The sequence below is a fragment of the Paenibacillus woosongensis genome (assembly GCF_009725165.1).
GTDB lineage: Bacteria > Bacillota > Bacilli > Paenibacillales > Paenibacillaceae > Fontibacillus > Fontibacillus woosongensis.
The window spans coordinates 167,758-190,661 of sequence record NZ_WNZW01000005.1 but is presented as its reverse complement, the minus strand read 5'-3'; the positions used below and the strand labels follow the sequence as shown (position 1 = coordinate 190,661).

The 22,904-nt window shown below is 50.9% G+C and carries 7 protein-coding genes; all 7 read right to left on the bottom strand.

Features of this window, described 5'->3' with window-relative positions; genetic code table 11:
- Positions 1 to 6: 6 nt before the first annotated feature.
- Positions 7 to 16,038 carry a non-ribosomal peptide synthetase gene (locus GNP95_RS15000; RefSeq protein WP_155611676.1) on the bottom strand — a complete coding sequence of 5,344 codons (16,032 nt, stop codon included), beginning with the start codon at positions 16,036 to 16,038 and terminating at the stop codon, positions 7 to 9.
- 31 nt (positions 16,039 to 16,069) lie between these two features.
- Positions 16,070 to 17,293, bottom strand: coding sequence for an ACP S-malonyltransferase (gene fabD / locus GNP95_RS14995; RefSeq protein WP_155611675.1), 1,224 nt, complete (start codon positions 17,291 to 17,293; stop codon positions 16,070 to 16,072).
- Positions 17,294 to 17,708: 415 nt separating this feature from the next.
- Positions 17,709 to 20,120, bottom strand: a complete 2,412-nt coding sequence (locus GNP95_RS14990) for an ABC transporter permease (RefSeq protein WP_155611674.1) — start codon at positions 20,118 to 20,120, stop codon at positions 17,709 to 17,711.
- 3 nt (positions 20,121 to 20,123) lie between these two features.
- A complete protein-coding gene (locus GNP95_RS14985; protein ID WP_155611673.1) occupies positions 20,124 to 20,900 on the bottom strand; it encodes an ABC transporter ATP-binding protein in 777 nt (258 codons plus the stop codon).
- A 168-nt stretch (positions 20,901 to 21,068) separates the two neighbouring features.
- A complete protein-coding gene (locus GNP95_RS14980; protein WP_155611672.1) occupies positions 21,069 to 21,830 on the bottom strand; it encodes a DUF4097 family beta strand repeat-containing protein in 762 nt (253 codons plus the stop codon).
- 6 nt (positions 21,831 to 21,836) lie between these two features.
- Positions 21,837 to 22,379 (bottom strand): HAAS signaling domain-containing protein, encoded by a 543-nt coding sequence (locus tag GNP95_RS14975; protein ID WP_155611671.1) that lies wholly within the window; start codon positions 22,377 to 22,379, stop codon positions 21,837 to 21,839.
- Positions 22,376 to 22,693 carry a PadR family transcriptional regulator gene (locus GNP95_RS14970; RefSeq protein ID WP_155611670.1) on the bottom strand — a complete coding sequence of 106 codons (318 nt, stop codon included), beginning with the start codon at positions 22,691 to 22,693 and terminating at the stop codon, positions 22,376 to 22,378. The genes GNP95_RS14975 and GNP95_RS14970 overlap by 4 nt, the downstream gene beginning before the upstream one ends.
- Between the last annotated feature and the right edge of the window lie 211 nt (positions 22,694 to 22,904).

The following is a 22,904-nucleotide window of genomic DNA, read 5'->3' as shown; positions in this document are numbered from 1 at the left end:
GCCGTACTATAGCTTCTTCTTCAGCCGCTGGGATATCGCATCCAATTGTTTTTGCGACAGCTTGTTGTATTGGTAGTCCGTAGGCGTGATTTCCTTGACTTGCTTGGTGCAGCAATGCCGGATGATCTGGGCCAGGTGCTCTTGATAACGATTGGCCAGCCCTTGTATCGTTTCCGGACGGTACTGGTATTTGTTGTAGTGAATATCCATAGTGAATTGATCTCCGACCACCATTCCATTCAGTTCAAGCTTATGATCTCTCACGATATTCGCCCCCACTTCGGGCCCTGCAGAGATATCGCTTAGCTCAAACAGCTCGGTCTGAGCCCCGGCAGCGCCAAATTGCCCTAAATAGTTGAACACAATTTCCGGCTTAAGCTGAAAATGCAGCGGGAGCTCCATGTCCGGATTGCTCGCCGTTAAATATTTAAGTATTTCGTAGCCGAGCCCTTTGCCTGGAACCCGCCGTAAAGCATCCTTGGTTTGTTTAATGACCTCGTCCAGATCACTCGTTCCTTCCGCGCCAAGCACGAATGGGAAAATCGATGTAAACCACCCCACGGTTCTGGATATATCCAGCCCTTTCACAATGGCTTCCCGGCCATGTCCCTCCAGCTGAATCAGCACAGAGGCAGCGCCTGCCCATTCTTGGAGCGTACAGCTTAAGGCCGCTAGCAGAATATCATTGATTTCCGTGCTGTAAGCATGGTGGACATCCGTTAACAGGCTTCGGGTTAGCTCGGCATCTAGCGCCAGCTTCACCGTGGCATGATCCCCAGCCTGATTGAAGTTGATCTTATGATCGACAGGCAGTTCAACCGTTGAAGCCTGTTCGACGATTTCCCAATATTTCGCTTCCTTCAACAGTCCTTTGCTGAAGGCATATTGCGACAGACCCTGTGACCACTCCTGGAAGGAGTGAGTCTTCTCTGGGAGCATAACCGCTGACTGATTCAGCAATTGTCCATATACGGTTGCGAAATCCTCCAGAATAAAACGCCAGGATACACCGTCAACGACCAGATGGTGAATAATGATCAGCAAATAATCGCCCAGTGCGGTATGATAGACGGCCAGTTGAATCAGCGGCCCCGTCTCAATATCCAGCTCTGCCTGCAGCTTGGCCGATTGCCGCTCGATCTCCGCACGAGGATCGCTGCTTGCCGTCACATCGAAGACATTTAATCGATGGAAGGCTTGCCCTTCAATGCCTTGATTGAACTGGACGACTCCGCGATCTCCCAAGCTGAAGCTCATGCGGAGCGCATCATGATGCTCTGCCATGCGATCGAAGGCCTCTGCAACCAGCTCCGCCTCAAACCCTTCCCGCCTGTACAGCATGACTGAGTGGTTGTAATGGTGGACGTGCTCCCATTTCTGTTCGAACAGACGGCTCTGAATCGGAGTAAGCCCCACTTCCCCTATAACCGGCTCTTGGCTGATTTTGCGGGCGGAAGTTTGTACATACCTGCTCAGCTCGCGAATCGTCGGATATTTGAACAGATCCCTCATTTCCATCTTCAGGCCCTGCGTCATGAGCCGGGATGATACCTGAAGCGCCTTAATCGAATCTCCGCCGCATTCAAAGAAATGATGATCCGTCCCAATGCCTTTGACACCCAGAATTTCCTCCCACACCCGTACCATTGCTGCCTCGGTCTCATTCGCCGGAGCCGAATACGCTTCTGCCGGCTCAATATCGATAAGCGGCTCAGGCAGCGCTTTATAGTCCAGCTTGCCGTTCTCATTCAAAGGCATTTGATCAAGGAATACATAGACTGCAGGGAGCATATAAGAAGGCAGCCGATGAGCCAAATGACCTCGCATATCGGATGCGGTCAACCCTTGCTGCGTCACAATATAGGCGCATAAATATTTCGTATCCTCAACGCTCTCCTTCACGGTAAGCGCCACTTCCTGCACCTCGGAATGCTCCATGAGCTGTGCTTCAATCTCAGCCAGCTCCACCCGATAGCCTCTGATCTTGAGCTGATGATCCATTCTGCCGATGAACTCAATATCACCGTCTGGCAATCTTCTGGCCCGGTCTCCTGTCTTATACAGCCTCTGTTCATCATCTAGCGGATGAGGAACGAACTTCTGCGCTGTCAGCTCCGGGTCATTCAAATAGCCGCGCCCCAGGCCGCTGCCCGCAATAGCAAGCTCTCCCGGAACCCCGTCTGGCAGCAAATTGCCATACGCATCGATAATATAAGCCTCGGCGTTAAAGATCGGCCTCCCGATGACCGGCTGCTTGCAGAATGCCTGGAAGTCAGCAAGCTTCATAGGGTGGGCGATACAACCGATGGTCGCTTCCGTAGGACCATAATGATTCACGAACCTGACATCCGGATACCGCTCATAGTATCGCTCGATGTCCTGCACCTTCATTTTTTCTCCGCCAAGCACGATCAGCTTCAATGAACTGAGCAGCGCTCTCGTCTTGAAACGTTCATGGCTGACCATGATATGGAATAAGGACGGCGTTGCCTTGATGAAGGTGATGCCGTTCGCCGCAATATAGTCCAGCACATATTCAGGATCGGCATAATCATGGCGGTCGAGCAAATGCAGCTCGCAGCCGCTGACCAGCGCTGGATATAGCGCGGTATAGCACAGGTCAAAGCTGGCCGAGGAGAGCAGCATCGTCCTGTCGCTTCCCTCAATCCGCTGAGATGTCGTAAACCAGTGCACATAGTTCGCAAGATTACGATGTTCAAGCATTACGCCTTTGGGCCTTCCGGTCGTGCCAGAGGTATAAATGACATAAGCCAGGTCGTGCCCGCTTACTTGGATATTTAAGTTATGCCCCTGTCCTTCGTACGTTTTAAGATGATCCAGTAAAAACACCTCGGTCACGCTCTCCGTTCCATGCAAGTGGCCGGCATAAGTTAGCAAATACTGAGCGCCGCTGTTGGTTAACATATAATCCACCCGGCCAGCCGGGAATTCGGGATCGATCGGCAGATAAGCTCCTCCCGCCTTTAGCACGGCCATCAGGGCTGCAATGGTCTCCGGCCGATTCTCCATGACAATTCCAGCAATGCCGCCGCTAGCCGCAAAGCCGCTCTCCAGCATCATTCTCGCCAACCGGTTAGCTCTGGCATTCAGGTCGGAGTAGCTCCATCTTTCACTACCGAAGACGAGAGCGGTTTGATCCGGCGTGCGCTCCGCCTGAGCTTCGAACCATTCAACAATGGTGCGGAATTCAGGCTGCTCCTCGGCATTTGCACTTCCTCGGCTAATCAACTGCTCCAGCTTCTCATCAGCGGTTAGAAGAGATAGCTTCGCCAGTTCCAGCTCCGGCTGCTCCACGCCCGTTTGCAGAATATGAACAAGGTGCCGGGCAAAACGCTGCATCGTGTCATCCGTAAACAGCGCTGTGCAGTAAACGAACTCCAGAATGATTTCATCGTCTGTCGCTGCCGCAAGCAGCGAAATATCAAATTTGGTCGAATGATGCTCGAGCAGATACGGCCTGACCGTCAAGCCCTCCATTTGAAAATCATCCTCGCTTGCATTCTGCATCGTCAGCATGACGTCAAACAGCGGGCTGCGGCTTAAATCCCGCGGAATCGCCAACGCCTCCACCAGGCTCTCAAATGGATACTGCTGGTGCTCATACGCGTTCAGGCAGATGTCCTTCACTTCCTCCAGGTAGGACCGGAAGCTCTTCTGCCCCTCCGGCTTGCTCCGCATAGCCAGCGTATTGACGAAGATTCCCATCACCTGCTGTACATCAGCATGATCCCGGCCTGCTATTGCAGAGCCAACAATGACATCCTCCTGTCCCGCATATTTCGACAGCAGAATACTGTAGCCCGCCAGCAGTATCATGTACAGTGTCGTTCCTGTCTCCATGGCCAATTGCTGTAATTGGGCCGTCAGTTCCCGGCCGATGGCATGCTCCAGCTTGGCTCCCTCATAGCTGTGCTGCTGCGGCCGCGGAAAATCGGTTGGCAGGTCCAGCACCGGCAGCTCTCCCGCAAACTGTTCGAGCCAATATTGCTGATGGCTGTCGTACGCCCCCTTCGCCAGCTGACCGTTATGCCAGGCGGCATAATCCTTATACTGAATGCGCAGCTTCGGAAGTTCTGCTCCGCTGTATAACGCATTAAATTCTTCCATAAATACGCCGACAGACGTGCCGTCGGAAATAATGTGATGCATGTCGATCATCAGTACATGACTGCTCTCATCCCTTTGAGCGAGGCCTGCCCGGAATAAAGGAGCCCTGCTTAAATCAAAGGGGAGGACAAATTGCGCGGCCAGCAGCTCCAATTCGGCATCACTTACCTTCCCGTACTGTTCAAGCTTGAACTCGGCTTCCGGATGGATGACCTGTACCGGCTCCCCCGCTGCGATTTCAAAGGAAGTACGGAAAGCCTCGTGCCGCAGTATCATAGCTTGGAAAGCAGCCTCCAGTTTCTCCATGTCCAGTTCCCCTTCAATTTCAAAGGCAGCTGTCATGTTATACGACGTATTCGGCCCGTTCATCTGATCCAGAATAAACAAGCGTCTCTGTGCTGCCGATACGGCATAACAGTTCTCCGGCTCTATGACAGGAATCTCATAGAATGACTTATGAGCCGATTCCTGAATAAGCCCCGCTAAGCCCTGAATCGTAGGGTATTGAAAAATGCCCCGTACAGGGATGTCCACGCCGAATTCTTTATTTATCCTCGAAATTAAAATCGTCGCCTTTAAGGAATGGCCTCCCCGTTCAAAAAAGTTGTCATAGACGCCGATTTGCTCCAGGCCGAGTTCCTCTTCCCATATATGAACCAGTCGTTCTTCTGCCTCGCTGCTCGGCGGTACATAGGAAGCCATTGCAGAATGGCTGGTTTCCGGATTAGGCAGGGCTTTCTTATCAATTTTGCCATTGGGCGTTAGGGGCATTTGCTCCAGTGCAATAAAATAGGACGGCACCATATATTCGGGCAGCGTGTTAAGCAACTTCTCCCGAATAGCTCCAAGCTCTGGCCCGCTATCCTGCGGCACGAAATAAGCGCATAAATAATAGTTTCCGCCTTCATCCTCCTTGGCTACGACAACGGCTTCCGCCACCGGCAATTGTGAAATCATCGTCTTCTCGATTTCCTCGAGTTCAATCCGGTATCCGCGAATTTTGACCTGGAAATCGGTTCTGCCGATATATTCAAGACAGCCGTCCTCTCTCCATTTCGCCAAATCGCCCGTGCGGTACATTTTGTGGCCTGGAACATGCGGATTGCCGATGAATTTCTGTTCCGTCAAATCCTCCCGCTGCCAATAGCCCGCGGCCAAGCCGTCCCCCGCAATGCACAACTCCCCAGGCACTCCGATCGGGACAAGCATGTCATCCGCATCCACGATATAAACCTGTGTGTTGGCAATGGGCCGGCCGATGTCCACGTTGTGGCGGCGCGTCAGATCGCTTACACAGGACCAGACCGTCGTCTCCGTCGGGCCGTACATATTGTAGATCCGTAAATGGGCAAAACCTTGCAGCTGATGCAATAGATGAATCGGCAAGGGCTCCCCGCCGAGCATGATGTCGGTCACTTTTTCCAAAAAGGTCATTTCCGGATCGCCGGACATCAGCATTTTCAAACGGGACGGAGTAATTTGCAGCATTTGTACGTTGTGGGCCGTAATAAGCTCGTGCAGAGCTTTAGGGTCAAGCTGCTCGTTTTCGTTCGCAATGACAATCGTTAGCCCTTTCGTTAAAGGCACCCATGTTTCCAGAACAAAAATATCAAAGGAAATCGTCGTTAGACCCAGTATGCTTTTTCCAGGGGTAAAATCTATGGCTTGAGCCATCGCTTCAATGAAATTGTGGACGGCTTGATGCGTAATCATGACGCCCTTGGGATTGCCGGTAGAGCCGGATGTGTAAATGACATAGGCATTATGAGCGGCTGTATGGCTGCGAAGTTCCCGCTCGTCATTCTCCTCCAGGTAGAGATTCTCATCATGGATGAAAATTGTCGCCGCATCAGAGTTGACGTGGTTCGCCAAATTCGCCTCGGTCAGCAAAATTTGCGCGCCGCTGTCTGTCAGCATATATTCAATGCGCTTCGCCGGATAATCGGGATCAATCGGCAGGTAGGCCGCTCCCGCCTTCAATACCCCTAACAAAGCGATGATCATATCAATCGAACGAGTGACCATCACGCCGGCAATCGTCCCTGGCAATACCCCCTTCTTGCGGAGAGCGGCTGCGAGCCGGCCGGATTTCACGTCGAGTTCTTTATAGGTGTAGGATCTGTTATCCCATATCGCGGCAATGTCCTCCGGGGTACGCTCGGCCTGACGCTGGAACAGCTCGTCAATCGTCAGTTGCTTGTCATAGCGCAAATCTGTTGCATTGAATTCAACGATCAGCCGCTGCCGTTCCTCTGCAGCTAACAGATCAATCTGGGACAAACGGACATCTGTGTTCTCTGCGATGATATTCAAAATATTTATATAGTGGTCCAGCATCCGCTCGGCTTTGTCCCGTTTAAACAGCTTCGTGCTGTAATCGAGATTGACCGCAATGGATTCCTCGCTCCAGTCTTCTGCGCTCAAAGTCAAATCATACGGCGACACTCCGGGATTACGCTCCTCCGGGCTGAAAGTAACGCCAGCTCCGGATGCCGTCTCCATATCCATGTTCTGCAAAATAAACATCGTATCGAACAACGGATTGCGGCTGAGATCCCGCTGAATATTCAGCCGGTCGACAAGCATCTCGAACGGGTAATCCTGATGGTCGAATGCTGCGATGCTGCTGCGCCGTACTTCCTCCAAATACTCACGGTACGCCTTATCCTTGGCAGGATAGCTGCGAATAGCGACCGTATTGATAAACACGCCAATCAGCGGCTCAATATCGGGATGACTGCGTCCCGATACCGGCGTACCGACCACCAGATCGTCCTGCCCGGTATATTTATGAAGCAAAATTTTATAGGCGGACAGCATAACCATGAATAAGGTCGCATCGGTCTCGCTTGCCAACCGGCGGAGCCGCTTTGTCAACTGCTTGTCCAGGCGGGCAGTCAGCCGCTGTCCTTCCATGCTTAGCTGGCCGGGTCTCGGATAATCGGCCGGTAAATTCAGAACAGGCAAATCTCCTTCAAATTGGTGCAGCCAGTATGTTTCCTGCTCACTTATTGTGAGATCATTCACCGTCTGATTCTGCCAGACGGAAAAGTCGGTATACTGTATTTTCAACTCGGGCAGCACATGCCCCTCGTACAACTCCACAAGCTCCCTCATAAACACAGCCATGGAATATCCGTCGGAAATCAGATGATGCATATCGATAAACAGAATGTGCTCAGCTGCAGACAGCTTCACAAGCTCAGCCCGGAATAGCGGCGCTTGGGTCAGATCGAACGGCTGCACAAAGTGCTGGAACCTCTGTTCCGCTTCCTCCGGACGAGACAGCCCGATGTACGGTACGTTCAACACGGCGGCTTCGCCTATGCGCTGCACGATTTCATGCCCATCGATTTCAAATGTCGTTCTGAACACCTGATGTCTGCTGACGATATGTCTAAGAGCTGCGACCAGCCGCTCGGCATCAAGCATGCCCCGAAGCGTAATTTGTCCAGGGATATTGTGGACCAGCGTACCTGAGTCCAACTGCTCCAGAATATAAATGCGCTTCTGCGCCGCCGAGATTTCGTAAGTATCCCGCGGCTCTTGCACCGGAATCGGCTGGAATGATTCTGCCGCCCCGCCATCAATAAGTCCGGCTAGCTTGCGGATCGTCGGGTATTGAAACCACTGCCCGATTGGAATTTGAATGCCGAATTCCTTGTAGATTCGCGACAGCATCACCGTCGCTTTCAGCGAGTTGCCTCCTAGAGAGGTGAAGTGGTCATGCACGCCGATATTCGCTGCTCCCAGCAGTTCGCGCCAGAGACGAACAAGCCCAGCCTCCGTTTCATTTAAAGGCTCCTGCCCCTGCCGCGTCATGTCCGGTGCCGGGAGGGAGCTCTCGTCGATCGATCCGTCCTCCAGCAGCGTAAACGACTCCAGTACAATAACATGAGTTGGCAGCGCATAATCCGGCAGGCGTTCTGCCATCTCAGCTCGGACCAGCGGCTCATCGATCGTCTTGGCTGGCGCAGCAATATAAGCTGCGAGCTCCGGGGCATGATGCCCGGCAACCATCCGGACAACGGCTTGGGCATGCCTTAGGCTCGGCAGCTCCAGCAGCGCTTCCTCCAGCTGCACTAGATTAATGCGGTATCCCCGATTTTCGGCAATGCGAGCTGCCTCCCCGCAAATTTTCAATTCCCCGAACGGCACGAACATCGCCAGCTGTCCCGTAGGGGTCATGCCGCCCGTCTCGAAGTCCAGTATGTGCAGTTCACCTGTTACGCCAAGGGGGGCTGGCTCCCCGTAACTATCCAGAATACATTTCCCTCCGTGGCTATTTTCGAGCTTTGCCAAGAAACGAGCCTGCTCATCTGTAAGGAGCGAAAGCCGGGATACCTTCACCGAGGAGTCCTGAACGATGGAGAGCAATAATTGGCGATATCCTTCCGCCCAGAGCTGTATAACCTCCGGGTCGATCAAATCCGTGCTGTAATCAAAATCAAGCCACAGCTCCTGATGGACCTCCGTGATGTTCAGGAATAAATCATAATGCAGATGCCGAACAGGGTACGGAATAAGCTCCGTATCCAACCCGCTGAAATTCAACTTCCGGACAGGCCGATCCATATTGAACAGAATGTTCATAGTCGGCACAACCGCTCCGGGCATCTGCTCGGCCAGGCTCGCCAGGGAATAGCTCTGGTACCGGTCCAATTGCTGCATCGCCGTTTTCACAGCAGAAAGATAATCCTCCACCGAGGCGCTGCCATGAATTTCTGTATATACCGGAAGCATGTTCACGCAATTTCCGATGAGATGGGTCTCGCCCATATGGGACTGCCCGGCCGTAGGAATGCCAACGACAATTTGCCGCTGTCCGGCAAGCCGATGCAGGAACAGGCCATAGGCAGCGAGCATTGTAATGAACAGGCTGTTCTTGCTCCTTATGCTTAAGGCTCGCAATTCCTTCGTGAGCGCACGATCCAGTTTCAATGTCTGCCTGCCCCCGCCGAACGTCTTTCTCGCCATATGCCCATCCGGCGAAGGCAGCTGCAGGGCCGCGATAGGCTCGGAGAAGCGCTCCGACCAGAATGCCGCGGCCTCATCAGCCTCGGGCTCATGCTGCAGCCGCTCCTGCCATTGCAAATATTGACGAAACGGAACCGGCTGCGGCAGCTCGGGGGTGCGCTTCCCGCAAATCGCCGAGTACACTTCCTCCAGCTCCCCTACAAATACTGCGATCGACCAGCCGTCCACGACGATATGATGGAAGGCAAGCGCCAGAATATACGCATCATCGGCCATATGGAGCACCGTTATACGAAACAATGGCTGCTCTTCACGCAGATCAAATGCTCTGGAAGCATCCATGGCCAGCCAGGCATCCAGCTTAGCCTCGCTCTCACCCTGCGTGTGAGAGCGAAGATCCTCCACGGCGACCGGAGCGGGAAGCTCCGGCAAAATCGTTTGAAACTCGCCGCTGGGATCAATAACTGTCCGTAAAGCCTCATGCCGCCGCATCAATAGGCTTACCGCTTGCCGCAATGCCTGTACGTCCAGCGCCCCTTCCATTTTGAGCAGAACGGATTCGTTTAATGATGCAGAAGCCGGTCCGCCAGAGACGGAGGAAATCCACAGCTGCTTCTGCTCGTTGGACAAGCTTGCCGTCCTCTTCCCGCCGTTATCGTCCGGTGGCTGCGGCGTGCCCGGCAGGAACCCGCCGCGCTGCAAATCGCCGACGCTCTCTTTGACAATACGAATGATCGTGTCTATGTCCTCCAGGGTATGTGCTGTAGACAGGAAACAATTGCGGCCTTCCCAGACATACAGCCCTTTGTGGTTCAAATGATAGAAGAACAATTCGATGTCGCCAAAGGATACGAAACGGAACAGCGAGCCGTAATTGACCATATAGATTGGAATGCTTCTTTCTTTGAAAAAGGAGTTCAGCTCCCGTATCAAATAATCCGTATTGCGATTCAGCTCCTCGTATAGTGCTGGACCTTGTGATTCCAGATAATCAATCGTCTTCAGAGCTACCCGCATCGTCAGCGGATGCGTGCAGAAGGTGCCGCCAACAAACGTCTTGTGTGCAGCCTTCGTCGGATAGGACGCATCGCCGAAATTCCACTTCCCGCCGTCAATCGGATCCATAAACTGCTCTTTGCCTGCAACGATGCCGATCGGCAGGCCGCCTCCCACCACCTTGCCGTAAACGACCAGATCCGCCTGTACGCCAAACCAAGCCTGAGCTCCGCCTAGACCGATACGAAAACCAGTGATTACTTCGTCAAAAATAAGCGCGGTGCCTGATTGAGAGGTAATTCCCCTGAGCTGCTGCAAAAACTTGCGCGGCTGCAAATCCGGCCTGCGGCTCTGCACTGGCTCTACGATTACCGCGGCTAGTTCATGGGCATGCTTGCGGATAATCTCCAAGGATTCTGGCTTATTGTAATTCAGCATTAAGGCGTCGCGAACGTAATTCTCTTGAATGCCAGGCGCCATGGGAAGCGCGGATGCCTCATCAGACTCTGGGTTAGCTACTCCTAATACTCCATCAAAAGTGCCGTGATATGAACCGGAGAAAATCACGACCTTCGAACGCCCCGTAGCTGCCCTCGCCGTACGCAAGGCTACCATAACGGCTTCCGTACCCGAATTATAGAAGGCTACCCGTTCAACCCCCGTGATCCGGCTAATGCGTTCTGCCACTTCGCCGGCCAGATCGGACATCGGGCCTAAAGGCGGCAGCGATGAGGACGACTGGGCTTTCATTTCCTCTACGATGAAATCGGGGTTATGGCCCAATAGATTAACACCGAATCCCATCGTCAAGTCGATATATTCATTGCCGTCCACATCCCACATCTTCGACCCGGAGGATCGCTCTGCTACAATCGGATAAATCGCTTCCTTCCAGTATGAGCGGAACCCCGAAACGTTGCGATTATTGGCATGTACATAACGAGTCTGCTGGGTATAAGCTTTGGAGCCCTGGGTACGGCTCATGTACTCGGTAAAAAAACGGTCTAAATATGCCTGCTGCTGCGCGGTAAAATTACCGTCTTCGCCGATGATCATCGGCTGATATGGAATGAACGGCTTCGGCTCGTCCTGGGAAGTCTTATTCACTTTAACCGCTTGGGCCGCCTGGGAGGTTTGCATTCCTGGAGCGGGCTGCACGGCAGCTTGTACGCTTGCCGCTGCTTGAACGCCTGCTGTAGCATGAACACTCTCGCCAGCATCCTGCGTCCCATACGCGGTAGATATTCCAGCCGCATGGCTTCCATAAGTCGGCCCGTTTCTGAATCCCTGCTCCGGGTATGGTTCCTGCAAACCTTGCTGAATCAGGCTGTTCTGCGCGGCTCGGCCGCTTAGCAAATCAAGCTGCCGGCCAAGAATATCGGATACGCTTTGCTGCTGAAGGCTCATCAGCTCGATCTGGCGGGCCATAATCCGTTCCATCGCCGAGCTGCCGGCAAGCGGAGATATGAATTCCCCCACCTCAGGAGATCCCATCTTCTCCATATCTACAGCTGCCGTTGCCGCTGCTTGCTGGTGCTGCTCCTCGGTCCCTTGCAGCGCTGAATGCTGCTGCGGCGCCTCCTCACGGCTCTTGGCCTCAGCTGCTCCCATTACAGCTGCCGGCTGGCGGACATCGGCATTTGCAAGAATATATTGAGTCAAGCTATGCACATTCGTAATCGAGTCAAAAAAGCGCTCTATCACAATATCAAGGCCATAAATTTCTTCGATCTCCTTACGGATTCGCACAAGCATGATTGAATCCAGCCCCATCTCTAGGAAGTGGGCATGCTCGTCAATTTCAGCTGCGTCCAAACCCGAAGCCTCGCTTACCATTTGCGTAACCGTATGCTGTACCTCGGCCGACAGATCAGAGGCTTCAACAGCCCTCACCAGCATTTCGCCTGGATTAGACATCGAATTCCCCTCCAGTTCTTGATTATGGATACGTTCAATTTCTATCCAGCAGCGTTTCCGTTCAAAAGGATATAGCGGCAAAGGTACTCTGCGGACGGATTGCTGCTGGTACAGCTCGTCCCAATTCACATGGGCACCCTGAACATACAGCTCACAAATGCGCTCCAAGCCTTCCTGGTCTGCGAGTCCGGCAGCAGCAGCCTGCACCTTCTCAGCCGCTTCCTCGCTGATCGCACTCAGTTCGTCCTCCGTGATCTCACCCAGTACGCGCTGCTGGCCCGCCTCCGGAACGATACGGTATACGCCCCTGAATATTCCGCTCTGCATGCCGTCTGCGGCGATATTCTCCAGCTTGCGGGACAGTTCTTCCCGCGTTGCGCATACAAAGGCAATGCGATGCTCCAAATGAGCCCGCCCTACTGCGGCCGTATAGCAAATATCCGCGATGTTCTGATGCGGTGCCATGGCTAAGTGGTTAACATACCTGTCAACCAGCTCCTGAAGCGAGGCTTCATTCTTGGCTGACACCGCAAAAATGTAAGATTGCTCATTATCGCGAGCCGTTGTCTGCGGCAGCGGATCCACATACTCTTCCATGACAACGTGACAATTCGTACCACTGAAGCCGAAAGAGCTAACGCCGCAGCGCAGCGGCCGCTGGGTATCATCAAAAGCTGCAAGCTCCGTATTGATATAAAAAGGGGATTGCTCCAATTTAATGTTGTTGTTCGGCTGACGAAAGTGAACCAGTGGCGGGTTTTGCCGATGCTTCAGCATCAAGGCCGATTTAATCAGGCTGGCAATACCGGACGCCTCAAAGGTATGTCCGATGTTCGCCTTTACCGATCCGAGCGCACAATATTGCTTCTTATCCGTATAGCTGGCGAACGCTTTCTCCAAAGCGGAAAATTCGACAGGATCGCCAAGCTTCGTCCCTGTTCCATGCGCTTCAATAAAAGCGAGCGTATTAGGATCGAGTCCGGCATCCTTCCAGGCAGCTTGAATGACCTCCGTCTGCGAGACCGGGTTTGGAGCGGTAATGCCTACCGTCGTGCCATCCTGATTCACCGCACTGCCCTTGATAACTGCGTAGACATGATCTCCGTCCTGAATCGCCTGGTTCAGCGGCTTTAACAGCACCGAAGCTACACCTTCGCTGACTCCTGTTCCATCGGAAGCCGCGTCAAAGGCGCGGGTATATCCATCCGCGGATTCCATATCGAGCCCAAGTGACAACGGCAGCAGCGATGTTCTAATACCACCGGCGAGTGCCATTTCGCATTCGCCGCTTCGTATGGCTTGGCATGCCATATGTACGGCGACCAAGGAGGAGGAGCAGGCTGTATCGACCGTGACTGCCGGCCCTTTCAAATCAAGAAAGTATGCGATCCGGCTCGCTAGAACTGACGGCAAATTCCCAACGACATAATTCGAAATTCGCTCCGGTTCATGCTTGGAAATCAAACGCTCATAATCATAGCCTACCTTGGAAAACCCGGCATACACCCCTACTCTGCGGCCGCGCAGCTTATTCCCCGCGTACCCCGCATCCTCCAGCGTATGCCACGCCTGCTGTGTAAATAGCCGCTGGTTTGGATCCATGAGCTTGGCCTCATTCGGAGTCAGCTTAAAGAAGGCATAGTCAAACTTGTCAATCTCCTCCAAATAGCCGCCGACCCGAAAATCAGATTCGCTCTTATTCCAGCCGATCACCGACAAATAATCCTTAGCATCCTCCTGTCTATTCGCCTGGTACTCTCCGATATGATCTCGACCCGCAGCCAAATTGCTCCAATAGTCCTCAAGGGTCGCAGCCCCCGGCAGATGCACAGACATTCCGATAATGGCAATGTCTTTCCCGCTAACGGCAATGTCTTCCCCGCGTTGCGCCGCTTCGCCTTCTTCCTCATCTCTAATGCGCTGCACATTCACTTCCGCTTTAATAAACCTGGCGAGTTCAACAATCGAGGGATATGCGAATAAGTCGGCAACCTCCAGCTGAATTGAAAACTGCTTCTCGATCCGGTCGGCAATTTGCACTAAATGAAGAGAGCTGGCTCCCATATCGAAATAACTGTCCCGAATGCTGATTCCGTCCTTCTCCATCACTTCCCGGCAAATCTGCTGAATTTGTCGCTCGATCTCGCTTTGCGTAAACGGCATATTATCAGGCGCAGCTTGAGACGCCGGCCGCGGCTCATCCTGCTTGTTCAGATTCTCCGGATTCCCCGGGTTTTCCGTTCCCTTTTTTTTCTCCAGCTTTTCCGTCTTTTCTGCCATCTCCAGTTTTGCCGCTTCAATAGTGCGGGCTGCTTCCCTTAATTCCTGCCTTACCTCGGCGTATTCGCCGTCTCTATATTGCTGGGCCAGCTTGTAACGCTGCACCTTGCCGCTGGTTGTTTTGGGCATCCGCTTAATAGGGACGATGTCGGCGATTTCCCAACCGCCCCGCTGATTCAACAACCGCTTTAGCTCCAGCATAATCGGGTAGAACTTCTCTACTTTTTTCTTGGATACGACAAATAGAACGATCTCTTCTTTCTTCAGCTCCGCATTGTAGACCCCGCATGCAGCCACCCTGCCGAGCTCTACCCCCTCTACTTCCTCAGCGATCCGCTCCACGTCATGGGGATATACATTCTGCCCGTTCACGAAAATAATGTCCTTCGCCCGCCCTGTGATGACCAATTGGCCATTTCTCAGAAACCCTAGGTCTCCTGTCCGCACCCAGCCATCATCCGTCAATATATTCCGCGTCGCCTCAGGGTTGTTGTAATACCCCTGGGTCACGTTGTGCCCATGAATATGTATATGGCCAACGATACCATCGCCTAGTTCCTGATCTGCCTCATCGCAAATCCGGAACTGGCAGTAATCAAGGGGATAGCCAACCACGACGAAGGACACCCCTCCAGCAAAGTCCTTGTCCACTTCAACGATCTTACTGCCGATTCTTAGCTGCTCGCGATCCACGTAAAGGGTGACAAATTCGTCTTCTACCTGAGGAATAGCCACCCCCACAGAGGCTTCAGCCAGCCCATAAACCGTGCACATTGCAGTTCGCTTCAATCCATACGGCGCGAGTGTATCCAAGAAGGCGTGGCATAAGTCGGTCGAAATCGGCTCTGCCCCGTTATAAATAATGCGAATTCGCGATAAATCCCAGCCGCTGGCCTTCTCCGTTTTGAAAAACTGCAGGAAATATTTATAGCCAAAGTTCGGCGACGAAATGACACTGACGCGATGCTCGCTAGCCTTTTTGATCCACAAGACAGGCTGGCGAATAAATAAGGACGTAGGCATAATATACTGCTCCAGCCCAGCCACCAGCGGAGCCATATGATTGCAGATCAGCCCCATATCGTGCGTCAAAGGCATCCATTGCAAATAGGAGTCCTCTGCGGTGAGTTTCGAACCGTTGATAATGCCGCTAGTGTTATAAACCAGGTTTTTGTGCGTCAGCATGACTCCTTTCGGATCGCCCGTGGAGCCGGAGGAGAACTGAATAAACGCAATATCCTCAGCCTTGGCACTATGTATTTGCGGATGATGCTGCCGCATAAATACCTCGCTATTGTCAACGAGTGTAACGTTGCTGCGAATCAAGTCATACAAATGGGCTTGCCCGCTTTTTGCTGTATATTTCTCTAAATCTAGCAATATTTTTGATTCCGTTATGAGGTAAGGGCGGTGCAGCACCTCCCAGATTCGGAACACCTTAATTTTGTGCTCGTCATTGTTCCCCGTACTGACGGGTACCGGGATCATCCCCCCAAGAATACAGGCCCAGAAAGCAATGACGAAATGCCGGTTGTCCTCAATTTGAAACACAACTTCCTGTCCCTGTCCTACGCCCTGCGCTTGGAGATAACCTAAAAAGCCGCAAGCTTCCTCATACAGCTCCCTATAGGTCAATCGAACCTCCTGCTCATCTCCCTCAATAAAGGTAATGCCACTGCTTTCAGATTTGCCCCGCTCCTGAATTACATCGATAAGTGTTGTAAATTGCTTCGTAAACACATTCTTCCCCCCAGAAAAAAAGTATTAGCGATTAATTTACGGCCCCAGACGGTATTTTTCTAATGATTCTCGACTGCTCATCCGGTGATAGCTGCTTGGTGGTTAGGATGAATTGCAGCTGCTCCCTGATCTCGTGCACCGCCTGATCCATATTCAAGCCGCGGTCGCGTTCAATCTGTTCTATGAGTTGTCTTATTTGCTGGATTGGCAAAATAACGCCTGACATATGCTGGCCATTATTCTCATTGCGGCTTCGGGCAATTACAGCTGCTGTAAAAGCTTCCCGAATATTGGCGATAGATGCTGCGCGGTTATACTCTGCGTTAAATGCGGAGCGTAAGTGCTCTAATTCTAGTGGATTGTCAAAATGGTAGGTTTCTATGGTGGGATAGGTGTCGTTCATAAGCTGAGTCAGAACCTGCCGCGGCCCGATTTCCACCGTCCGGTCGACTCCATTGCGGTACATATACTCCATTGTCTCCAGCCAGCGAACCGGATGTGTCATCTGGCGGTAAAGAAGCTCATTCAGCTCATGCCGCTGGTAAGGCCGGGCAGTAACGTTGGAAATAATGGGCCATTGCCCATCCTGGGTTTCATACTGCTTCAGTTCAACGATGAGCTGATCGGCTGCGGATTGCATTAGCGGGCTATGGAACGGAGCGCTGACATTCAAATACTTCACGACCGCTCCTGGCACGGCTTCCAGCCTTTCAACGACGGTATGGACTGCCTCCTGGTGCCCAGCAATTACATGCTGGCTCCGTGAATTGCAGCAGGCAACAACTACCTGTTTCGTGGCCGTAGAAGCCTGACGGCACCACATTTCCAATGGTTCCCTGGGCACATGAATCACGGCTGCCATTGCTCCAAGGCTGGAGGCAACTGCCGCCTGCATCAGCATTCCCCGCTTCCTGACGATGCGGAGCCCGTCCGAAAACGACAAGAGGCCGCTGCACACTAAGGCTGAATATTCTCCCAGACTATGTCCGGCCAGCAAATAGGGCTCCCAGCCCAGTTCTTCCTTGCCGATTTCAAAGGCAGCGACGCTTACGGCCATAATAGCCGGCTGCGTGTTCATCGTCTGCATGAGTTCAGAAGAACTTCCTTCGAAACACAGCTTGGCAAGATCGAAGCCCAATGTATCATTTGCTTCCTCGAACAGATGTCTTGCCCTGGCGAATTGATCCCGCAATTTTTTTCCCATTCCGACATATTGGGAACCTTGCCCCGGAAACAAAAAGGCCGTTTTTGTCATAAGCAGACCTCAATTCAGTATTGTTTTTTTGACATTTTTCCAAATTTTGTGAGTAAAGTTGAATTGTGAGTAGAGAGTTACTTGCATTTCGAGTAGGATGTTATAGCGATTAATGTTGAGTCGTGGATGTTTCAAAGTGGGTTTAGAAAAAAAGAGCTCTAAAGATGAGGCTTTTAATGTCATTTAATCTTGGAAATTACATAAATAGATAATCAAGTTTGCTTCCCATAAAATAACATTACCTATGTTCTTTTTCAAAGTCAATCCAAATAATGTAAGAGTTGTGTAAGTTTCATGTTAAACATGTTGTATTATGTATTTTTTCAGAAACAGCAAAAAGGCCGCTGGACAGGCCAGCAAGCCGTTTTTTGCAAACATTTATTTTCAAGAATTTTGGACTAGTAAAAAAATTTATTTATTCAACCGTCAGGATTCGCGGCGATGTCGTTTGAACAGATCTGGAGGCGAACCAAGATCCCAGACATGCAGCCACGATACTCAGGGGAATCATCGCTGCAATCCCTCCCCCATTCAAAATCAATGGCACCTCAACTATTCCATAATCAGCCAGAATGAAGTTCAGCAGAGGAGGGAGACCTATTAATCCGAGGGGAACTCCCACTAAAGCCCCAATCGCCGACACCACTAGAATTCCAGCAGTTACCGCCATGCGAATTTGCCTGGAGGTCATGCCAATCGATTTGTAAATGCCATAGGTTCGGCTTTCCTTCTTCATGTTGATCCGGCAGATGCTGTAGATAATAACGAACGTAATGACGATGAACAGCAGGGCCATAACCGACATGGGCAAAATCAATATAGTAACCGCTTGGGAGAACACCTCATCCACTAGCGTCGCTTGGCTTGCCGTCCAGATTGCACTGCCGTATTTATGATGCAATTCGCTTACGAATTGATCAATAGAGACGCCATCCTGCAGATTGATAAAAGTCGTGTTCATCACAGCGCCATAGTCGGGGTTAATCTTTCGAACAACGTCAGCTGTTATGCGTCCCGTGTAGGACATGTTTGCGATGGCCTGATAGATCCCCGTCACGGTAAGCGTATGCTTCTCTCCTTCGATGTAAATGTCGAGCGGATCGCCTACATCGACGTTCAAGCTTCTAGCAATATTAACGCCGATTGAAATTTCTTGGCCGTTCATCGGATTGCGCCCTTTGACGTTCTCATAACCAATCTCATCATAGTTCCCCTCAGCCACCGTCAGCAAAATCCCCATCGTATCCTGCTCCATTTCGGCTGCCAAATCTTTGTCGATCGGCAATACGGCATTGGCGTCTCCATATCGGCTATAGTTCTTGACCCTTTGATCTGATAGCACTTCTTCGTGAAGCTGCTCATAGGTCAATTTGGCCGGATTGTCAATTCTTACCGATAGGTCGGCCGAATCATATCCCCATTTCGCAATAGTTCCGTGAATGGAGGAAATGCTGTACACGAACAAAAATCCAAAAACGAGCACTGAAGTGGACAACGCCGTGATCAAAATGATCAATGCAGAACCCCGTATATTTTTCGTTACGCCCCTTAGTCCGATGATCATCTCCGTTGGAAGGGAACCCAGCTTCAACAGCTTCTTCTTCCAATTGCTTCCTCGGCCTGATTGTTTGGAGCTGTCCTTCTCCGACATGCCATAACGAATTGCTTGTGCGGGCTCAATACCGCGAGCTTTATAGGAGAACAGCAGGGCAGACAGGAATATGACCGCGACCACCGCTGCACCCACCCAGATTGCAATAGCCGAAAATTGAACATTCATATCCGCTGTGCCTGTATTGAGATAGGCCATCGAGCTGCTAACGATTTGGTTCGAGAAGATATAACTTAACAAAATTCCCGGAATGACCGAGACGAACGCCAGCAGCGTGTATTGCGTCACATAAGCCGCAACCACTTTGCGAGAAGATAAACCAACCGACTTGATAATACCAATCGTCTTGTAGCTCGACAGAATCGCATCGGAAATCGTAAATCCAAGCGTGTATAGAGCAACGGATATCATGACGACCGCCAGGAATACCATTATAAAGCTGATGACTTGATTGGCAATCATATAGTAGGAGGAAATGCTTTCGAAATCTTTCACTGACTCCAAGTAAGGTGTGCCCAAAAACTTCTCGAAGCTCTCCCAGTAAGCACGGTTTTGGCTATAATCATCAAAACGGAGACCTGTCATATACATGTCGCTGCCTTGCAGCGAGGCCATATGGGTATTGTAATCCTGGCCATTCATCCATATTCTCCCGCTGGTCGCAAACGGCGAGCAGTAGGAGATGTCCACGACCACCGCAGCGACCTGCAGACGGAAGGTTTCCTTATCCGTCTTGAATTCGATTGGATCGCCTACCTGTATATCATTGGAATAAGCGAGAGATGTCGGAATCCAGGCTGTCCCAGGCTTGGGAGCCTGTGTCTCCCCCCCTTGTACAAACAAGAGCTTATCGACGGGAAAAGGGCCTTTCGGCGTATCCATCATGAACAAGTCGACATTAGGAATTTCTTCACCGGCATGCGACATGCTGGACAGATAGCGGTATCGCATCACCTCCGAGGCCGTAACCCCCTGCTGTCCGGCCCACCACTGCTGAACCTGATTAGGATCATGGATGCCGTTCTCCAGCCGCAGAATTTGATGGGCGCCATGAACCTTGGCATGCATATTCTCATATACCCGGTTCGTGTTGTTGATGACCAATATCGCCGTGGAGAGAAGCAGGGCAGATAACATGATGATGATCGCCATAAAGCTGTTTTGTACTTTTTTATTTTTTAGATTCGACCAGCACAGCTTCCATATCGCATACATCCGTTACCGCCCCTTTCCTGACATAAACATAAAGATTTGGTTCTCTCTGTCCTTCAATTGATCCGGGGAATACTTGCCGAGCTCCAGGATCCCGTCAATGTTTCCATCCTTCACTAGAATCAGGCGATCCGCTCTGCAGGCAGCCTTAATATCATGTGTAACCATAACTATGGACTGAGACTTCTGGTTCATATCCGTCAAAATATCCAAAATGATTGTGCCTTGCTCTTGACTAAGCGCCCCCGTCGGCTCATCGGCAAAAATAATCTCAGGAGAGTTGATCAACGCCCGGGCAATGGCTGCCCGCTGCTGCTGTCCGCCGGATACCTGGGACGGAAGACGGTCTGCCTGTTCAGCAATGCCCATCATTTGCAGCAGGGTCATGGCCTGTATATTAATTTCACTCTTACCGCGACCGGCCACATATCCCGGAAAAGCGACATTTTCCAATAAGGTGAAATCCGGGATTAAGTTGATCGACTGATAAACATAGCCGATTTTGTTGGATCGAAAATCCGTGATCTCCTTCTCCGAATATTGGTCGATTCGCTGGCCCTTAAAATATACTTCTCCGGAAGTTAGCGTATCCAGACCGCTCAGCAGATACAGCAGCGTGGATTTGCCCGAGCCCGAGCTGCCCATAATGACCGTGAAATCCCCCTCATACAACTGAAGATTTACGCCTTTGGCCGCATGAAACTGTTCGGTTCCCATAGAATAAGATTTGCACAAATTAACCGCCTCGATGATAACAACCTTCTTGGCATTGGCCGTAATCATAAATATTCCTCCTTGAAAATTACATTTTATATTTTAAATTTCATTTTTTTACATTCATAGCGCGCAATTGGCCATCCGGTTCATCTGTTGCTGCAATTTTAGTTGTTATGATCATGTTGAGTGGTTATTTTGCATATCTAGTAGGTAGGCATATAACGAGAGGGCTGCTTATTTATGTTCAATAATGAGGTTGCCGGTGTCGGAGACAAGATGCAATAGTGGTCCTCCATCGCCGATATGATCATCTTCGTAGTGGGGTAATGTGACATGGATTTGTCCGGAATCTGTTTCTAGTTTGGTGCGAAGCGCTTCAGGCGCAATGGCGGTCTGTATCGTAATGTCGCCCGTATCCGTCACCGCCTTGATGTCGTAGTTAATTCGTTCAAGGGCTATCTCGATTGCTCCGGTGTCCGACTTTACATTCAGAAGACCCTCGGCTGCGTTCACTTCTATATTGCCTGTGTCGCTAGTCAGCTCATATTCATTCACCTGGACCGATTCTATATAAATACTTGCCGTATCCGTGACGACCTGCAGTTGATCCAGCACGGCCGCAGGTATGCCTACCGTTAACTGAAGCTTGGTATAGAGGTCAAAAAAGCGCATTCTACTGTCCTGCACGATTTCAATCTGGACCCGTCCGCTTTCCTTATCCATGACTAAATGGTAGTCCTTCAGCCATTTCTTGGTCGTCCTTCCCTCCAATATCGCTTCGATCTCATTTCCTTCAATCGGAATGATCTTCACGGTTCCACTATCGGCTCGAATATACAGTTCTTTAACTTGCTCTGTGCTGGCGGATCTTTGAATGTCAAAATTCTCTACGTTAAATGGAGAATTACCCATTACATACATCATTACATTACCTATTACCGCAACAGCAATCAGAACAATCGCCAGTCTTAATATATTTCGCATGTTTTTAGTCAAAATAAATCATATCCTCCCTATAGCTTTCAAATTATACCGTAAATACCGGATTACCAGCTTGTAATATAGATTAGTCACCTTTAATGCTCCAACCATAAGTAATAATCCTGCACCGACTAGGCCAAGCATAAGGAAGAAATCATGGATGAGAATGGAGACCGATTGATGCTGAATAATAAGCAGGATGGGAGATATGATTAAGAAGAGGGAAAATCCATACAACCCGGCAAGCACGAGTAACGAAGCAACGAACGGCAGAAATACAATGATTAGATTGAACAAACCTAGGCTTACCGTTGCCAGGACGGCTTTAGTCACGTTGGGGAGCGAAGGAGACTGTCCTGCCTTCTGGATTTGGGACTGGGCCAGCACCTCGCGGGCGACCAGTTTCGGCTCCCCTAGCTTAAGGATCACTTCTTCTTCGGTTCGTCCGCTGAGCTCAGCTTGCTCAAAGTGCTCCATGTAGTCAGCCAGGATATCCTTTCTTTCGGCAGGAGAAAGCTGTTTTAAATATTGAAGCAGTTCGTTTAGATACGCCTCTTTATTCACCTCAAGCCCTCCTCAATCATCTCTTGTACTCCTACAGCAAATTTGCTCCATTCCGATACCAGCTCATTCATGACTTCCCTTCCTTGTTCCGTAATCTTATAGTACTTTCTTGGAGGGCCCTCCATGGATTCATGAAGATAGGTTGAAAATAAGCCTTCTGCGGCGAGCCTTCTCAGCAATGGATAAATCGTTCCTTCCGCAATTTCGAATCTTTGTGAAATCTGCTCCACAAGCTCATAACCGTAACGATCCTTCTTAGCCGTCAAGACGAGAACACAAAGCTCCAAGACCCCTTTCTTGAATTGGATATTCATCGCTTCTCACCACCGCTTTACTCAGTACTATTCAATGCACAGTAGTTAGGATATACATATATTAACATTCAGTACTGTATATTGCAAGATACCTGTTATTATATTTTTTCCCATTTTAAGCCCAAATCTAAAGGTACCAGGTCTTAAAAAAGACTGCCCCCTCAGCCCTGCGGCCTTGAAGACAGTCTTATCGCATAAATTTTTGCTTCAC

Excerpts from the sequence above, each read along its gene's own strand:
- fabD (WP_155611675.1), bottom strand. The coding sequence starts at position 17,293 with ATGACAAAAACGGCCTTTTTGTTTCCGGGGCAAGGTTCCCAATATGTC.
- GNP95_RS14990 (WP_155611674.1), bottom strand. The coding sequence starts at position 20,120 with ATGTATGCGATATGGAAGCTGTGCTGGTCGAATCTAAAAAATAAAAAA.
- GNP95_RS14985 (WP_155611673.1), bottom strand. The coding sequence starts at position 20,900 with ATGATTACGGCCAATGCCAAGAAGGTTGTTATCATCGAGGCGGTTAAT.
- GNP95_RS14970 (WP_155611670.1), bottom strand. The coding sequence starts at position 22,693 with ATGAATATCCAATTCAAGAAAGGGGTCTTGGAGCTTTGTGTTCTCGTC.